Raw genomic sequence first — 15,366 nt, 5'->3', positions numbered from 1 at the left:
GCCCTTATGTGTTGTCGGTCGTAGGAGCGGCGACGGCGGCGCGTCACATGGACAATATCCGCACGCAAGGTAGCGACTCACTCCTTCCTCCGCCCACAAAAAAGCCCCGCACTGGCGGGGCCTTTTCGTTACCGCGAACCGCGCTCGATCAGTCGATATCGAGGAAGCTGCGCAGCTGTTCCGAGCGGCTCGGGTGACGCAGCTTGCGCAGCGCCTTGGCCTCTATCTGGCGGATGCGCTCGCGGGTCACGTCGAACTGCTTGCCGACTTCCTCGAGGGTGTGGTCGGTGTTCATGTCGATGCCGAAGCGCATGCGCAGCACCTTGGCTTCCCGCGGGGTCAGCCCGGCGAGCACGTCGCGCACGGTCTCGGACAGGTTGATGTTGGTGGTGTTCTCGATCGGGGACTCCACGTTGGTGTCCTCGATGAAGTCGCCCAGATGCGAATCCTCGTCGTCGCCGATCGGGGTTTCCATCGAGATCGGCTCCTTGGCGATCTTCATCACCTTGCGGATCTTGTCCTCGGGCATGTCCATTTCCTTGGCCAGCTCCTCCGGGGTGGCCTCGCGGCCGTACTGCTGGAGCATCTGCCGGGAAATGCGGTTCAACTTGTTGATCGTCTCGATCATGTGCACCGGGATACGGATGGTGCGCGCCTGGTCGGCGATCGAGCGGGTGATCGCCTGGCGGATCCACCAGGTGGCGTAGGTCGAGAACTTGTAGCCGCGGCGGTACTCGAACTTGTCCACCGCCTTCATCAGGCCGATGTTGCCTTCCTGGATCAGGTCGAGGAACTGCAGGCCGCGGTTGGTGTACTTCTTGGCGATGGAGATCACCAGGCGTAGGTTGGCCTCGACCATTTCCTTCTTGGCCTTGCGCGCCTTGGCTTCGCCATAGGCCATGGCGCGGCTGATTTCCTTCAGCTCGGCCAGGCTCAGGTAGGTGGCCTGCTCGACCGCCACGGTGGCTTCCTGCTCGGCGATGATCTGGTCCTTGACGTCGCGCAGCGCCGACGACCACTTCTGCTTGCGCTTGAGCGCGTCGTCGACCCAGGCCACGTTGGTCTGGTTGCCTTCCCAGGAACGGATGAAGTCCTTGCGCGGCATGCGCGCCACGTGGGTGGCCAGATGCAGCACGCGGCGCTCGTGGTCCTTGACCTGGGCCATGGTGTCGCGCAGCTTGCGCACCAGCACGTCGGTCAGCGGCAGCGGCAGCTTCAGGGTGACGAACACCTCGGCGATGTCGTTGCGCAGCTTGGTGACCAGCTTGTGCTCGGCGCCGTTCTTGGCGTGCGCCTTCTTGAACTTGGCGTACTCGGTGGCCAGCACTTCCATGCGCCGCGCGACCTCGGCCGGATCCGGACCGGTCGGGCCGGCATCCTCTTCGGCGGTGTCGACGTCGTCGTCGTCATCCTCGTCGGCATCGGCATCGGTGGCGCTGTCGTCGTCGGACACCGCGACCGGCGGGGCCGGCTCCTCCTCGATCAGGTCGTTGAAGCCGACCACGATCTCGGCCAGGCGCTTCTTGCCTTCCTTGTGCTGCTCGTAGTCCTCGAGCAGGGTCTCCACCGCCAGCGGGAACGCGCCCAGCGCGGCCTGCACCTGGCCGAGGCCTTCCTCGATGCGCTTGGCGATGGCGATCTCGCCTTCACGGGTCAGCAGTTCTACTGTGCCCATCTCGCGCATGTACATGCGCACCGGGTCGGTGGTGCGGCCGCCTTCGGTGTCGAGCGCGGTCAGCGCCGCCGCGGCTTCTTCGGCCGCGGTGTCGTCGACTTCGCGGTTGCCGGTGTTGCCGTCGTTGAGCAACAGGGTTTCGGCATCGGGCGCAACTTCATGGACATCGATGCCCATGCCGTTGATCATGCCGATGATGTCTTCGATCTGTTCGGGGTCGACCAGATCGTCGGGAAGATGGTCGTTGACTTCCGCGTAGGTCAGATAGCCCTGTTCCAGGCCCTTGCTGATCAGTTGCTTGATGTCGGATTGCTGGGCAGGACGTTCGTTGGCCATGAGTGCTCGCGCCACCGGCAGGTAGGTGAATGAGTGAACCTAGCATTATAACAGCCCGGACCGCCGCTTGCCGGACGAGGAGCCTGAATGGCTCCGCCAGGAACGCGCCGGCGTCTACGGCCGGAGCAGGAAAGTGACCGGGCCGTCGTTGACCAGGCTGACGACCATATGGGCACCGAAGCGGCCGCTTTCCACCCCTGGCGGGTGCTGCGCGCGGCACACCTCCAGCAATCGGTTGAAGCCGCGTTCAGCCTCGGCCGGCGGCGCCGCGGTGGTGAAACTGGGCCGCATCCCCGAGCGCGTGTCGGCGGCCAGAGTGAACTGGCTGACCAGCAGCAGGCCGCCGCCGGTGTCGCGCAGCGAGCGGTTCATGCGGCCGCTGTCGTCGGAGAACACCCGGTAGCCGAGCAGGCGCTCGGCCATGCGCCGGATCTTGGCCTCGTCGTCGCCCGGCTCCACCGCCACCAGCGCCAGCAGGCCGGGGCCGATCTGGCCCACGACCTCGCCATCGACGCTGACCGAGGCCTGGGTGACGCGTTGGATCAGCGAGAGCATAGGGCGGGGATTGGGGATTGGGGATTGATTGCGCCGCGACGAACGGTTGCGATCGTGCGGCATCATCGCCGAATGGGCTCGATTGAGAAAGCGACAGCGCACACAGCCGACGCGATCCGCGATGCCGGTCGGGCGGGCCAGATGCGCCGAGCGGATAAACTGGGCCGATGAAACCCGCCACGCTCGCTTCCCTGCTGTACCGCTGCGCCGCCGCCGTGGCGCGCCTGCCGTGGCCGTGGCTGCGCCGCCTGGCCGACGGCCTGGCCGGGCTGTGGCTGCGCCTGGATGCGCGCGAGAGCCGGGTGGTCCGGCGCAACCTGGAGCTGGCCTATCCGGAGCTGCTGCCCAGCGAGCGCGTGGCCCTGCAGCGCGACGTGCTGCGCTCGACCGCGCGGCAGGCGTTCGAGACCCTGGCGCTGTGGACCCGTCCGCCGGAACAGAACCTGGCGCGGCTGCGCCTGCGCCACGGCCAGGACCTGTACGACGCGGCACTGGCCGCCGGCCGCGGGGTGATCGTGGCCGCGCCGCATTTCGGCAACTGGGAGCTGCTCAACCAGTGGCTGGCCTCGCGCGGCGACATCGCCATCGTCTACCGCGCGCCGGAGTCGGCGGTGGGCGATGCCTTCCTGCAGTTGGTGCGCAGCGGCGAGCGGGTGCGCCAGGTGCGCGCCGAGGGCCCGGCGGTGCGGCAGCTGTTCAAGACGCTCAAGGACGGCGGCGCGGTCGGCATCCTGCCCGACCAGCAGCCCAAGGCCGGCGACGGCGTGTTCGCGCCGTTCTTCGGCGTGCCGGCGCTGACCATGACCCTGGTCAACCGCCTGGCCGAGCGCACCGGCGCGACCGTGCTGTTCGCCTGGTGCGAGCGCGTCGGCAACGACCTGGAGTTCGCCCTGCACGTGCAGCCGGCGCCACCGGACATCGCCGATGCCGACCCGCTGCGCGCGGCCAGCGCGCTCAACGAAGGCGTGGAACGGGTGGCGCGGCGCGATCCGGCGCAGTACCAGTGGACCTACAAGCGCTACACGCTGCGCCCGGACCCGGCCGAACCCAATCCCTATGCCACCGAGCGCCATCCGCACTAGAGCACTCGGTCCGTGCCGAGCTCGTGCTAATCGTCGTGCGGCTGCGCCGGACCGGCGAGGATGCGCTGGTAGAACGCCAGGTCCAGCCAGCGCCCGAACTTGAAGCCGGCCTCGCGCACGGTGCCGGCATGCACGAAGCCCAGTTGCTCGTGCAGGGCAATGCTGCCGGCGTTGCTGGCGTCGATGCCGCCGACCAGCACGTGCACGCCGCGCGTTTGCGCGGTCTCGATCAGCGCCTGCAACAAGCGTCGGCCAACGCCGCGGCCGCGATGGTCGCGGTGCACGTAGACCGAGTGCTCGACGCTGTACTTGAACGCCGGCCAGGCGCGGAAGGTGCCGTAGCTGGCGAAGCCGAGCAGGGTGCCATCGGCGTCCTCCAGGCCCAGCACCGGGAAGTTGCCGGCGCGCTTGGTCGCGAACCAGGCCGCCATGCTCTCCGGCGGGCGCGGCCGGTAGTCGTACAGGGCGGTGGAGTGGACGATGGCGTCGTTGAAGATCTCCAGGATCGCCATGGCGTGGCGCGGTTCGGTGCAATCGACGAGCTGCATGCGGGGGCCGGAGCGGACGCGGTGCCGCACAGTAGCAAGCAACCGGCGGCACGTGCACACCTCACCCACGCCGGCGCGTTGCCGCAGCCGCCGATTTGGTTGCATCGGCGGCGCGCGCGAGCGGGCACAGTGCGTTCCATCACCTGCAGGCTGGCGCGTCGGGCAAAGCGCGCGACAATGGCGCTTGGGCGCCACGCGCCTGCCGGCACCGCGCCGGGGCCACCGCGACCGGATGCGGCAGCCTTGAAGCGGCGCCGCCGATCCCCCATCTGGAGTCGTGCATGACCAGCCCCACCGCCCCTTCCGCGCACGCCTTCGGCGATCCTGCCGCGATCCGCAGCGAACGCGCGGCATCGGAGCTGCGTGCCGGGCGCCCGGTCCTGCTCGAAGACGGCAACGGCCGCACCCGCGCGGTGATGGCGCTGGACAGCAGCACCGAACCGTCCTACCTCGGCTTCGCCCAGGCCACGGCGCAGCGGCACTACCTGTTCGTGACCCCGCCGCGCGCGCAGATGCTGGGCCTGGACGCGCCGCAAGGCGCGCGGATCGCACTGGCCGGGCACTCCTACGACGCGCTGGCGGCGCTGGCCTACCTGCGCGACGGACCAGTGCCCACGCAGTGGCAGCCCGGCGACGCGCTGGATGCCGGCGCCGCCGAGATCGCGCGGCTGGGCCTGCTGCTGCCGGCGATGGTCGCCGCAGACCTGGGCGCGGACAGCAGCGCCTTCCAGGGCTGCCAGTCGCTGCGGCTGGACGACCTGGAACACGGCTGCGCCCTCGCCGCCTCCGACAGCTACACCCTGGTCACCCGCACCCAGGTGCCGCTGCGCGACCTGGGCCCCGGCGAATTCGTGGTGTTCCGCGGCGGCGTGGCGCAGCGCGACCAGGTCGCGATCGTGATCGGCCAGCCCGACCTGAGCGCGCCGGTGCCGGTGCGCGTGCATTCCTCCTGCCTCACCGGCGACCTGTTCGGCTCGCTTAAGTGCGACTGCGGCGACCAGCTGCGGCACGGCCTGGCCAAGCTCAAGGCGCTGGGCGGCGGCGTGCTGCTGTACCTGGACCAGGAAGGCCGCGGCACCGGCATCGCCACCAAGATGCGCGCCTACGGCTACCAGCACGATGGCCTGGACACCATCGACGCCGACGCGCAACTGGGCTTCGGCGCCGACGAACGCCGCTACGGCAGCGCCGTGGCGATGCTGCGCGGACTCGGCATCCGCCGCGTGCGCCTGCTCACCAACAACCCGAACAAGGCCGAGCGCCTGCGTGCGGCCGGCATCGAGGTGACCGAGCGCATCCCGGTCACCGGCACCATCACCGCCGAGAACGAAGGCTACCTGCGCACCAAGGCCACCCGCGCCGGCCACGCGCTGGACGTGGACGCGCTGCTGCGCGCAGCGCGCTGACCCACGGGCGCGGCTCAGCGCCCCGCACCGCCCCCGATCGGGACCGAACCGCACCGCGGGCAGCGCACGCCCGCCATCGCCGCGTTAGGATCGCAGGCCACGCCGCGCGCCCGCGCCCCGAGACCCCGACGTGATCGCACCGCCGCCCATGGACGACTCCCCCGCCGCACCCGCGCCCAGCGCTCCCGCCGCCGTCCAGGCGCCCGCGGACTGGCCGCCGGCGGACTGGCAGCCGGTGCCGTTGCGCGGCGCCTGGCTGGCCGCGCTCGGCGGCGGCTGCATGCTCGGGCTGAGCCTGGTGGTCGCCGCCGCCATCGTCGGCCTCAGCCTGCACAGCCTGCATGCGCTGGCCCTGGGCGCCGTGGCGGCGGCGCTGGGCAGCCTGTGCGGCGCCTGGATCGGCTTCGTCCGCCACCGGCGCATCCGCTGGCGGCTGAATGCCCAGGGCCTGGACGTGTTCCGCGGGCGCCTGTGGCAGAGCGAGACGCACGTCCCGATCTCGCGCGTGCAGCACCTGGACCTGCGCCGCGGCCCGCTGGAACGCGCCCTGCGCCTGGCCACCCTGGTCGTGCACACCGCCGGCACCCGCCATACCGCGGTCGCCGTGCCCGGGCTGGATCAGGCCGACGCCGAGCGCCTGCGCGAGCGCCTGGCACACCAGCTCGACCACGACGACGACGCGCTGTGAGCGACCTGGCCGACGCCGAACACACCACGCCGGTGCGGCGCCTGCATCCGTGGTCGTGGCTGTTCGTGCTGCTGCAGCACCTCAGGCACTTCCTGCTGCCGTTGCTGGCGCTGCTGGTGTTCGGCAGCCGCGACGGCCATCGCGATCACGCCGACCACCTGGTGATGCTGGCGGTGTGCAGCGGGCTGGTGGCGGTGTCGCTGCTGCGCTATCTCACCTACCAGTACCGCATCGGCCACGACAGCCTGAGCATCCGCAGCGGCTGGCTGGAACGCAGCCTGCGCGAGATCCCGTTCGCGCGCATCCACAACGTGGTGGTGCACCAGTCGCTGCTGCACCGGCTGTTCGGCGTGGCCGAGGTACGCCTGGAATCGGCCGGCGGCACCAAGCCCGAGGCGCAGATGCGGGTGCTGCGGCTGGACCAGGCGCTGGCGCTGGAACAGCAGATCCGCCACCGCGCGCCCGCCGCCGAGCATGCCAACACCTCTGACGCCAGCGCCGCGCCCGCTGCCGCGCCGGACAGCGAACTGCTGCTGGCGCTGCCCACCGCCGAGGTGCTGCGCCAGGGCCTGATCTCCAACCGCGGCATGGTGGTGCTGCTCACCGCGTTCGGCGCCACCTACCACCTGTTCCCCGAGCGCATGATCTCCAACGCGATCGAGCACTACGGGCGGCAACTGTTCGGCTACGCCACGCACCTGGAACTGGGCTGGATGGCCGGCACGGTCACCTTCGCCATGATGCTGGCGACGCTGTTGCTGCTGATGCGCGCCTTGTCGATGGGGCTGGCGCTGGTGCAGTACCACGGCTTCCGGCTGAGCGAGAGCGAGCGCCGGCTGACCGTGGAGCGCGGCCTGCTGACGCGGCTGCGCAGCAGCGTGGCGCGGCGCCGGATCCAGGCCTGGACCCTGCACGAGAGCGTGCTGCAGCGGTTGCTGCGGCGGCGCAGCCTGCACATCGACACCGCGGTGATCCAGTCGCACCACGGGCACGGGCACGACCACGCGCTGACGGAACTGGCGCCATTGGCCACGCCGGCCGCCTGCGACGCGCTGCTGCAGCGGCTGCTGCCGCAGATCGCCTGGCCGCCGGCGCACTGGCACGGCATCGCCACGCGCCACTGGTGGCGCCTGTGGCTGCCGGCGCTGCTGCTGGTGCCGCTGCTGTGCGCGGGGCTGTGGCCCACCCTCGGTGCCTGGGCCGCGCTGCTGCTGTTGTGGCTGCCGTGGTCGGCGTTCAAGTCCTGGCGCCAGGCGCAGCGCATGGGCTATGCGCTGGACGCGCGCTACGTGGCGGTGCGCGGCGGCTGGTGGCGGCGCTGGTGGCGGCTGGCCGAACTGGACAAGCTGCAGACGCTGCACCTGAGCCGTTCGCCGCTGGACCGCTGGTGCGGCACCGCGACCCTGTGGTTGGACACCGCCGGCGCCCGCCACGGCGAACCGCCGCTGCGCATGCGGCTACTGCCGGACGCGCAGGCGCGGGCGCTGTACGAGCAACTGGGCGCAGCGCTGGCGCAGCGACGGCTGCGCTGGTGAGCGCGCGCGGCGGCGCTGCGCGTCAGCGACGCGCGCCGCGGCCCCAGTAGCCGATGCGGCGGCGGATCTTCAGCTTGCGCCACAGGTTCAGCGGCTTGCGCCGCGGGTTGCGCGCGCCCTCGGCGACGAAGTCGTCGATCGCGCGCAGCACGCGCTCGCTGGACTGGCCGTCGCGGTAGGGATGCAGGCCATCGGCGAACTCGCGGATCGCCGCCATCAGTTCCGGCGGCCGCTGCAGCGCGCGGCGGATCGCCGGCTCGAACTGCGCCGGATCGTCGATGTCGATCAGCTGCGGCCCCGGACGCCGGTTCTTGAAGGTCACCACCGGCTTGTAGGTGAGCAGGAACTCGTTGAGCGCGGACGAGGTGTCCGAGCACATCATGTCCACCTGCGGGAACAGTTCGAGGATGTTGTCGTTGTCGGCGAAGTGCAGGTACTCGCTCTCCAGCGCGCGGTAGCGGGCGACCATCGCCGGGTCCATCTTCGGATGGAAGGTGACGATCCAGCGCCATTCCCCGCTGCGCGAGAGCCGCGCCACTTCGTCGTAGAGGATGCCGGCCGCGCTCCACGACGGCGAGAACGTGGAGTGGTACAGGATCACCGGCGGCTGCCGCACCGGCGCCAGCTCCGCGCCGATCTCGCGCATGAACGGGTCGATCTTGGGGAAGCCGGTCTCCTTGACCGCGAAGTGACCGAGCTTGCGCGCCAGCGCACCGAACGCCGCGGTGTCGCGCGGGCCGGTGGTGCAGTACAGATCGAAGAAGCCGCGCACGTAGATGTGCCGCGGCTTGCCGGCATCGAAGCCGTGGAAGGTCTCGACCTTCACGCCCGGGAAGAAATGCGGCACCGCGTTGCTGGAGGTGATCACCGCGTACGGATTCCACGCCAGCACCTCCTCCACCGTCGCCAGGTGGCGCTCGTCGGCGCTCAGATCCTCGGCGCCGGGGCCGTCGAAGAACCACGCTGCGTCGTCGCCGCGCGCGCGGATCGCCGCCTGCAGCGGACGCAAGATCGCCAGCGCGTAGCGCTCGGACCCGTACAGCAGATAGTGCTTGCTCATCAGTGCTCCAGATCGTGCCGTTGCAGTTGCGCCCGCGCCTGCTCCACCGACGCCGGGTTGATCTGCATCTCGTAGTAGCGCACGCGCTTGTACAGCGCGTAGCTGGCCGCGGTCTGCGCCACCACGAAGCCGCGCCAGCCGTCGAGGAACGCCAGCCGCAGCAGATAGTCCTTGAGGAAGGCGCCGGCGAACACGAACGGGCTCTGCCACATTCTCACCGGCTTGCGCTTGTCGCGCCAGCCGAGCGCCTTGAGTTCGGCGTAGCGCAGCACCTTGAGTTGCTTGTGCACCAGGGTCGGATTGTGCAGATGGTTGAACGGCGGTGCGAACTCGGCGCTGGCGCCGGCGAAGCGCAGCGACTCGTGCACCCGCGCATCGCTCCAGCGTGCGCGTCCGCGGTGGTAAAGCCGCGCCAGGCGCTCGCCGACCATGGGTTTGTACCAGCGCATCGGCGCGCCCATGTACCAGGTGCTGCGACGCAGCCACACCGCATCCACGCGGTCCTCGGCGAGCAGTGGCGGCAACCGCGCCAGGCACTCGGCACGCAGCGCGTCGGACAGGAACTCGTCCGCGTCCAGCACCAGGATCCAGTCGTGCGCGGCCTGGGTGGAGGCGAAGTTGCGCTGCGGGCCGAAGCCCAGCCAGGCCTGCTCGACCACGCGCGCGCCGTGCGCTCGGGCGATCGCCACGGTGTCGTCGGTGCTGCCGCAGTCCACCACCAGCTTGTCGGCGGCGAACGGCACGCTGTCCAGGCAGCGCGCGATGTTGGCGGCCTCGTTGTAGGTCATCACCACCAGGCTCAACGGCAAGGTGGCGGCGGCAGCGTCGGCCATGGCGCGCGGTATCCGGAAGTCAGGCGCGGTGCCGGCGGCCGGCGCCAGGCGCCGCGCCGCCCGGCGATGCGGGATCGGCAGTCTACCGGCTTCGCGCGGCGCCTTCAGCGCCCGGTGCCGGCACCGCCTCGCGCGCGGCCAGCCCGATCAGCACGCCGACCAACGCCACGTAGAAGCCGGTGCTCACCTGGTGCGCGAACATCGATTGGGTCATGCCGCACAGGATGTAGGCCGCCACCACCATGATCCCGGCCGCCGCGGCGCCATGGAAATGCGGCTGCGGCCGGCGCCGGTACAGGCGCAGCAGCAGCCACAGCGGCACGCCGTACACCATCAGGATCAGCATGGTGCCGGGCAGGCCCTGGGTCGCGCTCCACTCGGCCAGGTCGTTGTGCGCATGGCCCAGGTGGCAGCGCTCGACGAAGCCCTTGCGGCAGTCCGGCAGGCGCAGCATGGCATTGTCGAAGCGGCCCACGCCGACCCCGACCACGGGGTGTTCGACGAAAGTCGCCGCCGCCACCTGCAGGCGCTCGATGCGCGCGCCGGCCGAGGAATCGCTGTCGCCGCGTTCGTAGCGCTGCACGTCGTGATGCAGTTCGGCCAGGCGGGTCTGCTTGGTCAGCGCCGGCACGCTCAGCACCAGCACGGCCGCCAGCGCGGTGCACGCGCCCAGGATCATCAGCCGCGTCGCGCTGTCGCGCCAGCGCAGGCACAGCGCGCTGACCACCAGCAGCAACAGCACGCCCAGCCACACGCCGCGGCTGCCGCTGAGCAGGATGACGATGCCGCCGGCCACCACCGCGGCCACGGCCCACGGCCATTGGCCGCGCGGCCGGCAGAACACCGCCAGCACCATCAGCATCAGCACCACGTCGGCCAGCACGATGGCGTTGGTCCAGCCCTCGGCGCGCGGCTGGCCCTGCAACACCTGCACGCTGGCCAGCACCAGCGCGGCGAAGATGCCGAGCAGCGCGCCCCACCACAGCAGGCGCTGCGGCGGCCGCAGCGCATAGGTCCACAGCGCCGCCCACGGCAGCACCAGGAAGCGGGTACGGTTGTCGATGTCCTTCAACGGCTGGCCGAAGTACAGCACCGAGCACAGCGACAGCCCGATCACCAACAGCGCCAGGATCCACAGCCAGCGCAGCGACGGCTGCATCGGCGTCACCGCCTGGCGCAGCCGCCGCAGGGCCAGCAGGCTGGTGGCCAGCAGCAGCAGGCCGAACGGCAGCAGGCCGCTGGGGATGCTGATCACCAGCGCCGGCAGGCACAGCAGCGCGAGCGCCGCGCCGCGCTCTGCCAGGAACTGGCGGGAGAACGCGGAAACGGCATGGCGTGGCGCGATGGGCTGGGACAAGAAGGGAAGGCCGTGGGGTGGGGTGGTCGGCGATGATCCGGGGCGCTCCCCTAACCCGGCCTGACCTGTTCGCGATCGGCGCCGCGGCTGGCGGGCTGACCGGACGGCGTCGCCTCCCCGAGCAGGTCGGCCACCGCCGCGCGCAGGCGCTCGCCGAACTCGCGCCGGCGCGTCTCGAAGAAGCCGCGTGCGGCCGTGCCCAGGGCGTCGCACTGCATCGGCGACAGCGCCAGCGCCTGCGCCATCGCCTGCTCGAGGCCGGCAGCCTCGATCCGGTAGCGCACGCCGAAGTTGTCCGGGCCCTCGCCGACCGGGTCGATCAGCACGCCGCGCTCGGCGCTCACCAGCTCGTTCATCGGCGCACCGTTGGTGGTGATCACCACCGCGCCGACGCTCAGCGCTTCCATGATGTAGTGGCCGAAGCCCTCCACCTCGGACGGACACAGGTGGAAGCGGTGCGCGTTCTGCAGCCGCCGCAGTTCCTGCTGGTCCAGGTAGCCGGTCAGGTAATCGATGTTCTCGGCCTCGATCGGATGGGACTTCTTTGCGCTCTGTACCACGGTCAACCGCGGCCACTCGGGGTGCCGCGCCCAGGTCTGCAGCAGCAGCGCGGTGCCCTTGGCCGAACTGCGCCCGGCCACATGCAGGCAGGCGCGTTCGCGTGGGACCTCAGGACGGTAGCAGTCGTCGCTGCAAAAGCCGATGAAGGCGGTCGGCGCCATCGTGGAGAAACGTTGTTCGGCCTGGCGGGTCTTGCACAGCACCTGCGCGAAGCGCGGCAGGCAGCGCAGCCACTTGTGCCGGAACCACTCCGGGTTGGGGATCAAGGCATTGCGCAGGCCGTTGCCCAGGCAACGCGGATACACCCGCTCCAGGAAGATCTGCAGGTCGGCGCGCCCGAACAGCAGGCTGCGCAGGAACAGGCGCAGTTCGCGCAGGCGGTTGGCGATGCGCACGGTGCCGAAGCCCAGCACCTCGACCTGGTACTTGCCGGTGTCGCGCAGGATGTCGGCGACCACCTGCAGGTCGCGGCTGAGGCCGCCGCCGTTGTCGCGGCTGATGACCCGGATCAGGCGTGGCGGCACGCGCGTCTCCCTGCCCGCGCAGCGCGCCGGGCGCCAGCGGCACCCGCGCCACGCCGCCGCAACGCGCGGATGCGGCTCATTCGAAGCGGTCCTTGTCCTGCTCGCGCAGGCGGTCGCGGTCGTCCTGGGTGACCACGCAGTGGCCGTGTATCGCACTGGCCGGGACCAGCCACCAGTCGCGCCGGTTGGACACGCCGGCCAGGGTGCTCGCGTTGCGGTCCACACAGCCCAGCATCGCCGCCTCCTGCACCAGCAGCCAGCGCCGCTGCGGCGCCTGCGCCTGCCAGGCGATGCCGCGGCGCAGTTGCTCGTCCCAGGGCACCACGAAGCCGAAGGTCGTCGCCGGGCGATCGGCCATCAGCAGGTTCTGCTCCTTCCAGGCGACCAGGCCGAGTTCGGCATCCGGGCCGATGCGGCGCCCGACCGACTCCATCACCCCGCGCGCGGAGCTGGACAGATTGATCAGCGGATACACCAGCAAACCGGCCATCACCCAGACCATGGTCAGGGTCGAGACCGTCGCCAGTTCCGGGCGGCGCCGTGCGAACGCGGCCAGGCTGGCCACGCCCCACAGGCCGATCGCCAGCAGGATCCAGGCCAGCACCTGCACGGTCGCCAGATCGATGCCGCGGTCTTCCATCATCCGCGCGCGGAAGCCGTGTCCCAGCAGGATCGCCGCGCCGACGCCGCCCAGCGCCAGCGTCAGCAGCGCGGTGAACGCCAGCAGCAGGCGCTTGACCCCGGTCTTGCGCAACAGCCCCGGGATCAGCGGCCCCATCGCCAGGCACAGCATCGGCAGCGCCGGCAGCACGTAGACGTCGCGCTTGCCGGTCGGGATCGAGAAGAACAGCACCACCAGCGCCCACCAGGCCAGCGGCAGCAGATAGCGGGCATCGCGCCGGCGCAGGCGCCGCGCCCAGGCGGGGATCGCCCACGGCAGCGCCAGCAGCACCGGCAGCCACATGCTCGGCATCACCCCGAAGAAGTACAGCGGCCCGTGCGCGTGGTCCCAGGATTTGGCATAGCGCCCGGCGGTCTGCCGGAACAGGATGTCGTTGAGATAAGCGCGGTACTCGGGTGTGTTGCTCGACAGCGCGGTGACCACCATCGGCACCAGCCAGATCGACACCGCCGCCAGGAACGCCAGCGGCCCCAGCCAGAAGCGCGGATCGCGCAGGCCGACCCGGACCCCGCGCCAGTGCGCCAGCGACGCCGCCGCGGCCGGCAGCAGCATCAGCAGCGCCAGCACGCCCACGCCCTTGGTGATGGTGCCCAGGCCAGCGGCGAACCAGCCCAGCGCCCACAGCCGCCAGTCCGGCCCGCGCAACAGGTGGCGCAGCAGCGCGTAGTTGGCCAGGGTGATGAAGAACACCACCAACGGGTCGATCTGCGCCTTCTTCGCCTGATACGTGAAGTGGAAGGCGAACAGCAGCGCGTAGGCCGCATACATGCCGACGCGGCGCGTCCACAGCCGCCGGCCGAGATCGTAGACGCAGGCCAGCGTGCCCAGCCCGGCCAGCAGCGACGGCAGCAGGAACGCCACCCGCCAGTTGCCGAACAGCGTGTAGAAGCTGGCCTGCAGCCACATCAGCATCGGCGGCTTGTCCGAGTACAGCTCGTTGCCGCGGTGCGGGAACAGCCAGTTGCCGCTCTCCACCATCTGCTTGGCGACCAGCGCGAAACGCGGCTCGTCGGCCGGGTGCGGATCGCGCAGGCCCAGGCCGGCGCCGAGCACCAGCACGGCCAGGATGGCCAACAACCAGAACTCTCGGGAGGCGCGGGTCTTCAGCATGGGACGCGATGATACCGGGGCCGGTTCATGCCGTCTTGCGGAACCTTGCGTAGTAGAAACCGTCGCAGTCCTGCTCGCCGGGGAAGCGCTGACGGCCGCCGCCGGAAGCATGCCCGCAGGCCGCGCCTGGATCCTCCAGCGCCGCGCCCGGTTGCCGCGCCAGCAAGGCCTGCACCTGCCGCGCGTTCTCGTCCTGCAGCAGCGAGCAGGTCGCGTAGACCAGCACCCCGCCCGGCCGCAGCACCTGCCAGGCGGCGTCGAGCAGGCGCACCTGCAGCGCCTGCAGGGCGGTCACGTCCTCGCGGCGGCGATGCAGCAGCACGTCCGGTTGGCGGCGCACGATGCCGGTGGCCGAACACGGCGCGTCGAGCAGCACCGCGTCGAACGGCACGCCGTCCCACCAGTCCTGCGGCTGCGCCGCGTCGGCGACCTGCAGCTGCGCCTGCGCACCGGCGCCGGTGCGCGCGAAGGTCTCGCCGACCCGCGCTAGGCGCCGCGCATCCATGTCCAGCGCGGTCAGGCGCAGACTGGGATCGCGTTCGAGCAGGTGCGCGGATTTGCCGCCGGGCGCCGCGCAGGCGTCGAGCACGCGCGCACCCGGCGTCGGCGCCAGCACGTCGGCGACCTGTTGCGCCGCGCCGTCCTGCACCGACACACGCCCGTCGGCGAAGCCCGGCAGGGCGCCCACCGCCAGCGGCGTCTCCAAGCGGATCGCATCGGCCAGCAGCGGCGACGCCTGCGCGGCGATGCCGGCCGCGGCCAGCTCCTGCAGATAGGCGTCGCGGGTACCGCGCTGGCGGTTGACCCGCAGCCACAGCGGCGCCGGCTGCTGGCTGGCGGCGAAGATCGCCTCGGCCTGCTGCGGCCAGTCGGCGCGCAGCGCGTCGCGCAGCCACAGCGGCCAGCCCGCGTCGGCGGCCACCGCCGGCAGCCCGTCGCGCAGCGCGCGCCGCAGCAGCGCGTTGACCAGCCCGGCCTGGCGCGGCCGATCCAGCGCGCGCGTCGCCTCCACCGTCGCCGACAGCGCCGCGTGCGGCGCCAGGCCCAGCGCATCGAGCTGGGCGAAGCCGGCCAGCAGCAGGCCGCGCAGTTCGGCGTCGCGCTGCGGCAGTTGCTTCTGCAGCCACATGCGCAGCGCCGCCTCGTAGGCCGGGCGGCGGCGCAGCACGGCGAAGCAGATCGCCTCGACCAGCGCGCGGTCGCGCGGATCCGGCAGCGTCGGCAACGCGGCGGCCAGTTCTGCCTTGAGCGAGCGGCCGCGGTCGATCACCGCGGCCAGCACGCGGGCGGCGACCACCCGCGGGGCCACGCCCGGCGGCCACGCAGCGGCGGGCATCGCGGTCATCGGCGGGCGCTCCAGGAGGTGTCAGGCATCAGCGCGCATGCCGTGTCGTGGTTGCACGTGCGGATGGCG

13 protein-coding genes are annotated in these 15,366 nt (G+C 71.2%); 4 read left to right on the top strand and 9 right to left on the bottom strand.

Annotated features, from left to right (window positions below; genetic code table 11):
- Nucleotides 1-148: 148 nt before the first annotated feature.
- Entirely contained in the window at nucleotides 149-2,011 is a 1,863-nt protein-coding gene (rpoD, locus tag PIQ37_RS04720) for an RNA polymerase sigma factor RpoD (RefSeq protein WP_048490828.1), read from the bottom strand.
- A 114-nt stretch (nucleotides 2,012-2,125) separates the two neighbouring features.
- Nucleotides 2,126-2,566 carry a D-aminoacyl-tRNA deacylase gene (gene dtd, locus PIQ37_RS04715; RefSeq protein WP_342072567.1) on the bottom strand — a complete coding sequence of 147 codons (441 nt, stop codon included), beginning with the start codon at nucleotides 2,564-2,566 and terminating at the stop codon, nucleotides 2,126-2,128.
- A gap of 167 nt (nucleotides 2,567-2,733) precedes the next feature.
- Between dtd and PIQ37_RS04710 the strand changes: the two genes are divergently transcribed.
- A complete protein-coding gene (locus tag PIQ37_RS04710) occupies nucleotides 2,734-3,648 on the top strand; it encodes a lauroyl acyltransferase (protein WP_342072566.1) in 915 nt (304 codons plus the stop codon).
- Between the two features lie 26 nt (nucleotides 3,649-3,674).
- Here the strand turns inward: PIQ37_RS04710 and PIQ37_RS04705 are convergent, their stop codons facing one another.
- Nucleotides 3,675-4,196, bottom strand: a complete 522-nt coding sequence (locus PIQ37_RS04705) for a GNAT family N-acetyltransferase (protein WP_342072565.1) — start codon at nucleotides 4,194-4,196, stop codon at nucleotides 3,675-3,677.
- A 281-nt stretch (nucleotides 4,197-4,477) separates the two neighbouring features.
- Between PIQ37_RS04705 and ribA the strand changes: the two genes are divergently transcribed.
- The 3 genes from ribA (at nucleotide 4,478) to PIQ37_RS04690 (ending at nucleotide 7,825) form a co-directional block, all read left to right on the top strand.
- The gene (gene ribA, locus PIQ37_RS04700) at nucleotides 4,478-5,602 is read left to right on the top strand and encodes a GTP cyclohydrolase II RibA (protein WP_342072564.1); all 1,125 of its coding nucleotides are present in this window, start codon (nucleotides 4,478-4,480) and stop codon (nucleotides 5,600-5,602) included.
- Between the two features lie 148 nt (nucleotides 5,603-5,750).
- A complete protein-coding gene (locus PIQ37_RS04695; protein WP_342072563.1) occupies nucleotides 5,751-6,290 on the top strand; it encodes a PH domain-containing protein in 540 nt (179 codons plus the stop codon).
- Complete coding sequence (locus PIQ37_RS04690) at nucleotides 6,287-7,825, top strand: PH domain-containing protein (protein WP_342072562.1); 1,539 nt, start codon at nucleotides 6,287-6,289, stop codon at nucleotides 7,823-7,825. Before PIQ37_RS04695 ends, PIQ37_RS04690 begins: the two co-directional genes overlap by 4 nt.
- 22 nt (nucleotides 7,826-7,847) lie before the next feature.
- Here the strand turns inward: PIQ37_RS04690 and PIQ37_RS04685 are convergent, their stop codons facing one another.
- The 6 genes from PIQ37_RS04685 to rsmB all read right to left on the bottom strand — a co-directional run bounded on the left by PIQ37_RS04685 (nucleotide 7,848) and on the right by rsmB (nucleotide 15,288).
- On the bottom strand, nucleotides 7,848-8,885 hold the full coding sequence (locus tag PIQ37_RS04685; protein WP_342072561.1) for a CDP-glycerol glycerophosphotransferase family protein: 1,038 nt from the start codon (nucleotides 8,883-8,885) through the stop codon (nucleotides 7,848-7,850).
- Nucleotides 8,885-9,718, bottom strand: coding sequence for a glycosyltransferase family 2 protein (locus tag PIQ37_RS04680; protein WP_342072560.1), 834 nt, complete (start codon nucleotides 9,716-9,718; stop codon nucleotides 8,885-8,887). Before PIQ37_RS04680 ends, PIQ37_RS04685 begins: the two co-directional genes overlap by 1 nt.
- Nucleotides 9,719-9,800: 82 nt before the next feature.
- A complete protein-coding gene (locus tag PIQ37_RS04675; protein WP_342072559.1) occupies nucleotides 9,801-11,075 on the bottom strand; it encodes an O-antigen ligase family protein in 1,275 nt (424 codons plus the stop codon).
- Nucleotides 11,076-11,125: 50 nt separating this feature from the next.
- Complete coding sequence (locus PIQ37_RS04670) at nucleotides 11,126-12,160, bottom strand: glycosyltransferase (protein ID WP_342072558.1); 1,035 nt, start codon at nucleotides 12,158-12,160, stop codon at nucleotides 11,126-11,128.
- A 76-nt stretch (nucleotides 12,161-12,236) separates the two neighbouring features.
- Nucleotides 12,237-13,952, bottom strand: coding sequence for an ArnT family glycosyltransferase (locus tag PIQ37_RS04665; RefSeq protein ID WP_342072557.1), 1,716 nt, complete (start codon nucleotides 13,950-13,952; stop codon nucleotides 12,237-12,239).
- A 25-nt stretch (nucleotides 13,953-13,977) separates the two neighbouring features.
- The gene (gene rsmB, locus PIQ37_RS04660) at nucleotides 13,978-15,288 is read right to left on the bottom strand and encodes a 16S rRNA (cytosine(967)-C(5))-methyltransferase RsmB (protein WP_407136578.1); all 1,311 of its coding nucleotides are present in this window, start codon (nucleotides 15,286-15,288) and stop codon (nucleotides 13,978-13,980) included.
- Nucleotides 15,289-15,366: the final 78 nt, after the last annotated feature.

Source organism: Xanthomonas protegens (assembly GCF_038442435.1).
Taxonomy (GTDB): Bacteria; Pseudomonadota; Gammaproteobacteria; order Xanthomonadales; family Xanthomonadaceae; genus Xanthomonas_A; species Xanthomonas_A sontii.
This window is presented reverse-complemented; position numbering and strand designations above follow the sequence as displayed.

Excerpts from the sequence above, each read along its gene's own strand:
- PIQ37_RS04710 (WP_342072566.1), top strand. The coding sequence starts at position 2,734 with ATGAAACCCGCCACGCTCGCTTCCCTGCTGTACCGCTGCGCCGCCGCC.
- PIQ37_RS04705 (WP_342072565.1), bottom strand. The coding sequence starts at position 4,196 with ATGCAGCTCGTCGATTGCACCGAACCGCGCCACGCCATGGCGATCCTG.
- ribA (WP_342072564.1), top strand. The coding sequence starts at position 4,478 with ATGACCAGCCCCACCGCCCCTTCCGCGCACGCCTTCGGCGATCCTGCC.
- PIQ37_RS04685 (WP_342072561.1), bottom strand. The coding sequence starts at position 8,885 with ATGAGCAAGCACTATCTGCTGTACGGGTCCGAGCGCTACGCGCTGGCG.
- PIQ37_RS04665 (WP_342072557.1), bottom strand. The coding sequence starts at position 13,952 with ATGCTGAAGACCCGCGCCTCCCGAGAGTTCTGGTTGTTGGCCATCCTG.
- PIQ37_RS04680 (WP_342072560.1), bottom strand. The coding sequence starts at position 9,718 with ATGGCCGACGCTGCCGCCGCCACCTTGCCGTTGAGCCTGGTGGTGATG.
- rpoD (WP_048490828.1), bottom strand. The coding sequence starts at position 2,011 with ATGGCCAACGAACGTCCTGCCCAGCAATCCGACATCAAGCAACTGATC.
- rsmB (WP_407136578.1), bottom strand. The coding sequence starts at position 15,288 with ATGCCCGCCGCTGCGTGGCCGCCGGGCGTGGCCCCGCGGGTGGTCGCC.
- dtd (WP_342072567.1), bottom strand. The coding sequence starts at position 2,566 with ATGCTCTCGCTGATCCAACGCGTCACCCAGGCCTCGGTCAGCGTCGAT.
- PIQ37_RS04695 (WP_342072563.1), top strand. The coding sequence starts at position 5,751 with ATGGACGACTCCCCCGCCGCACCCGCGCCCAGCGCTCCCGCCGCCGTC.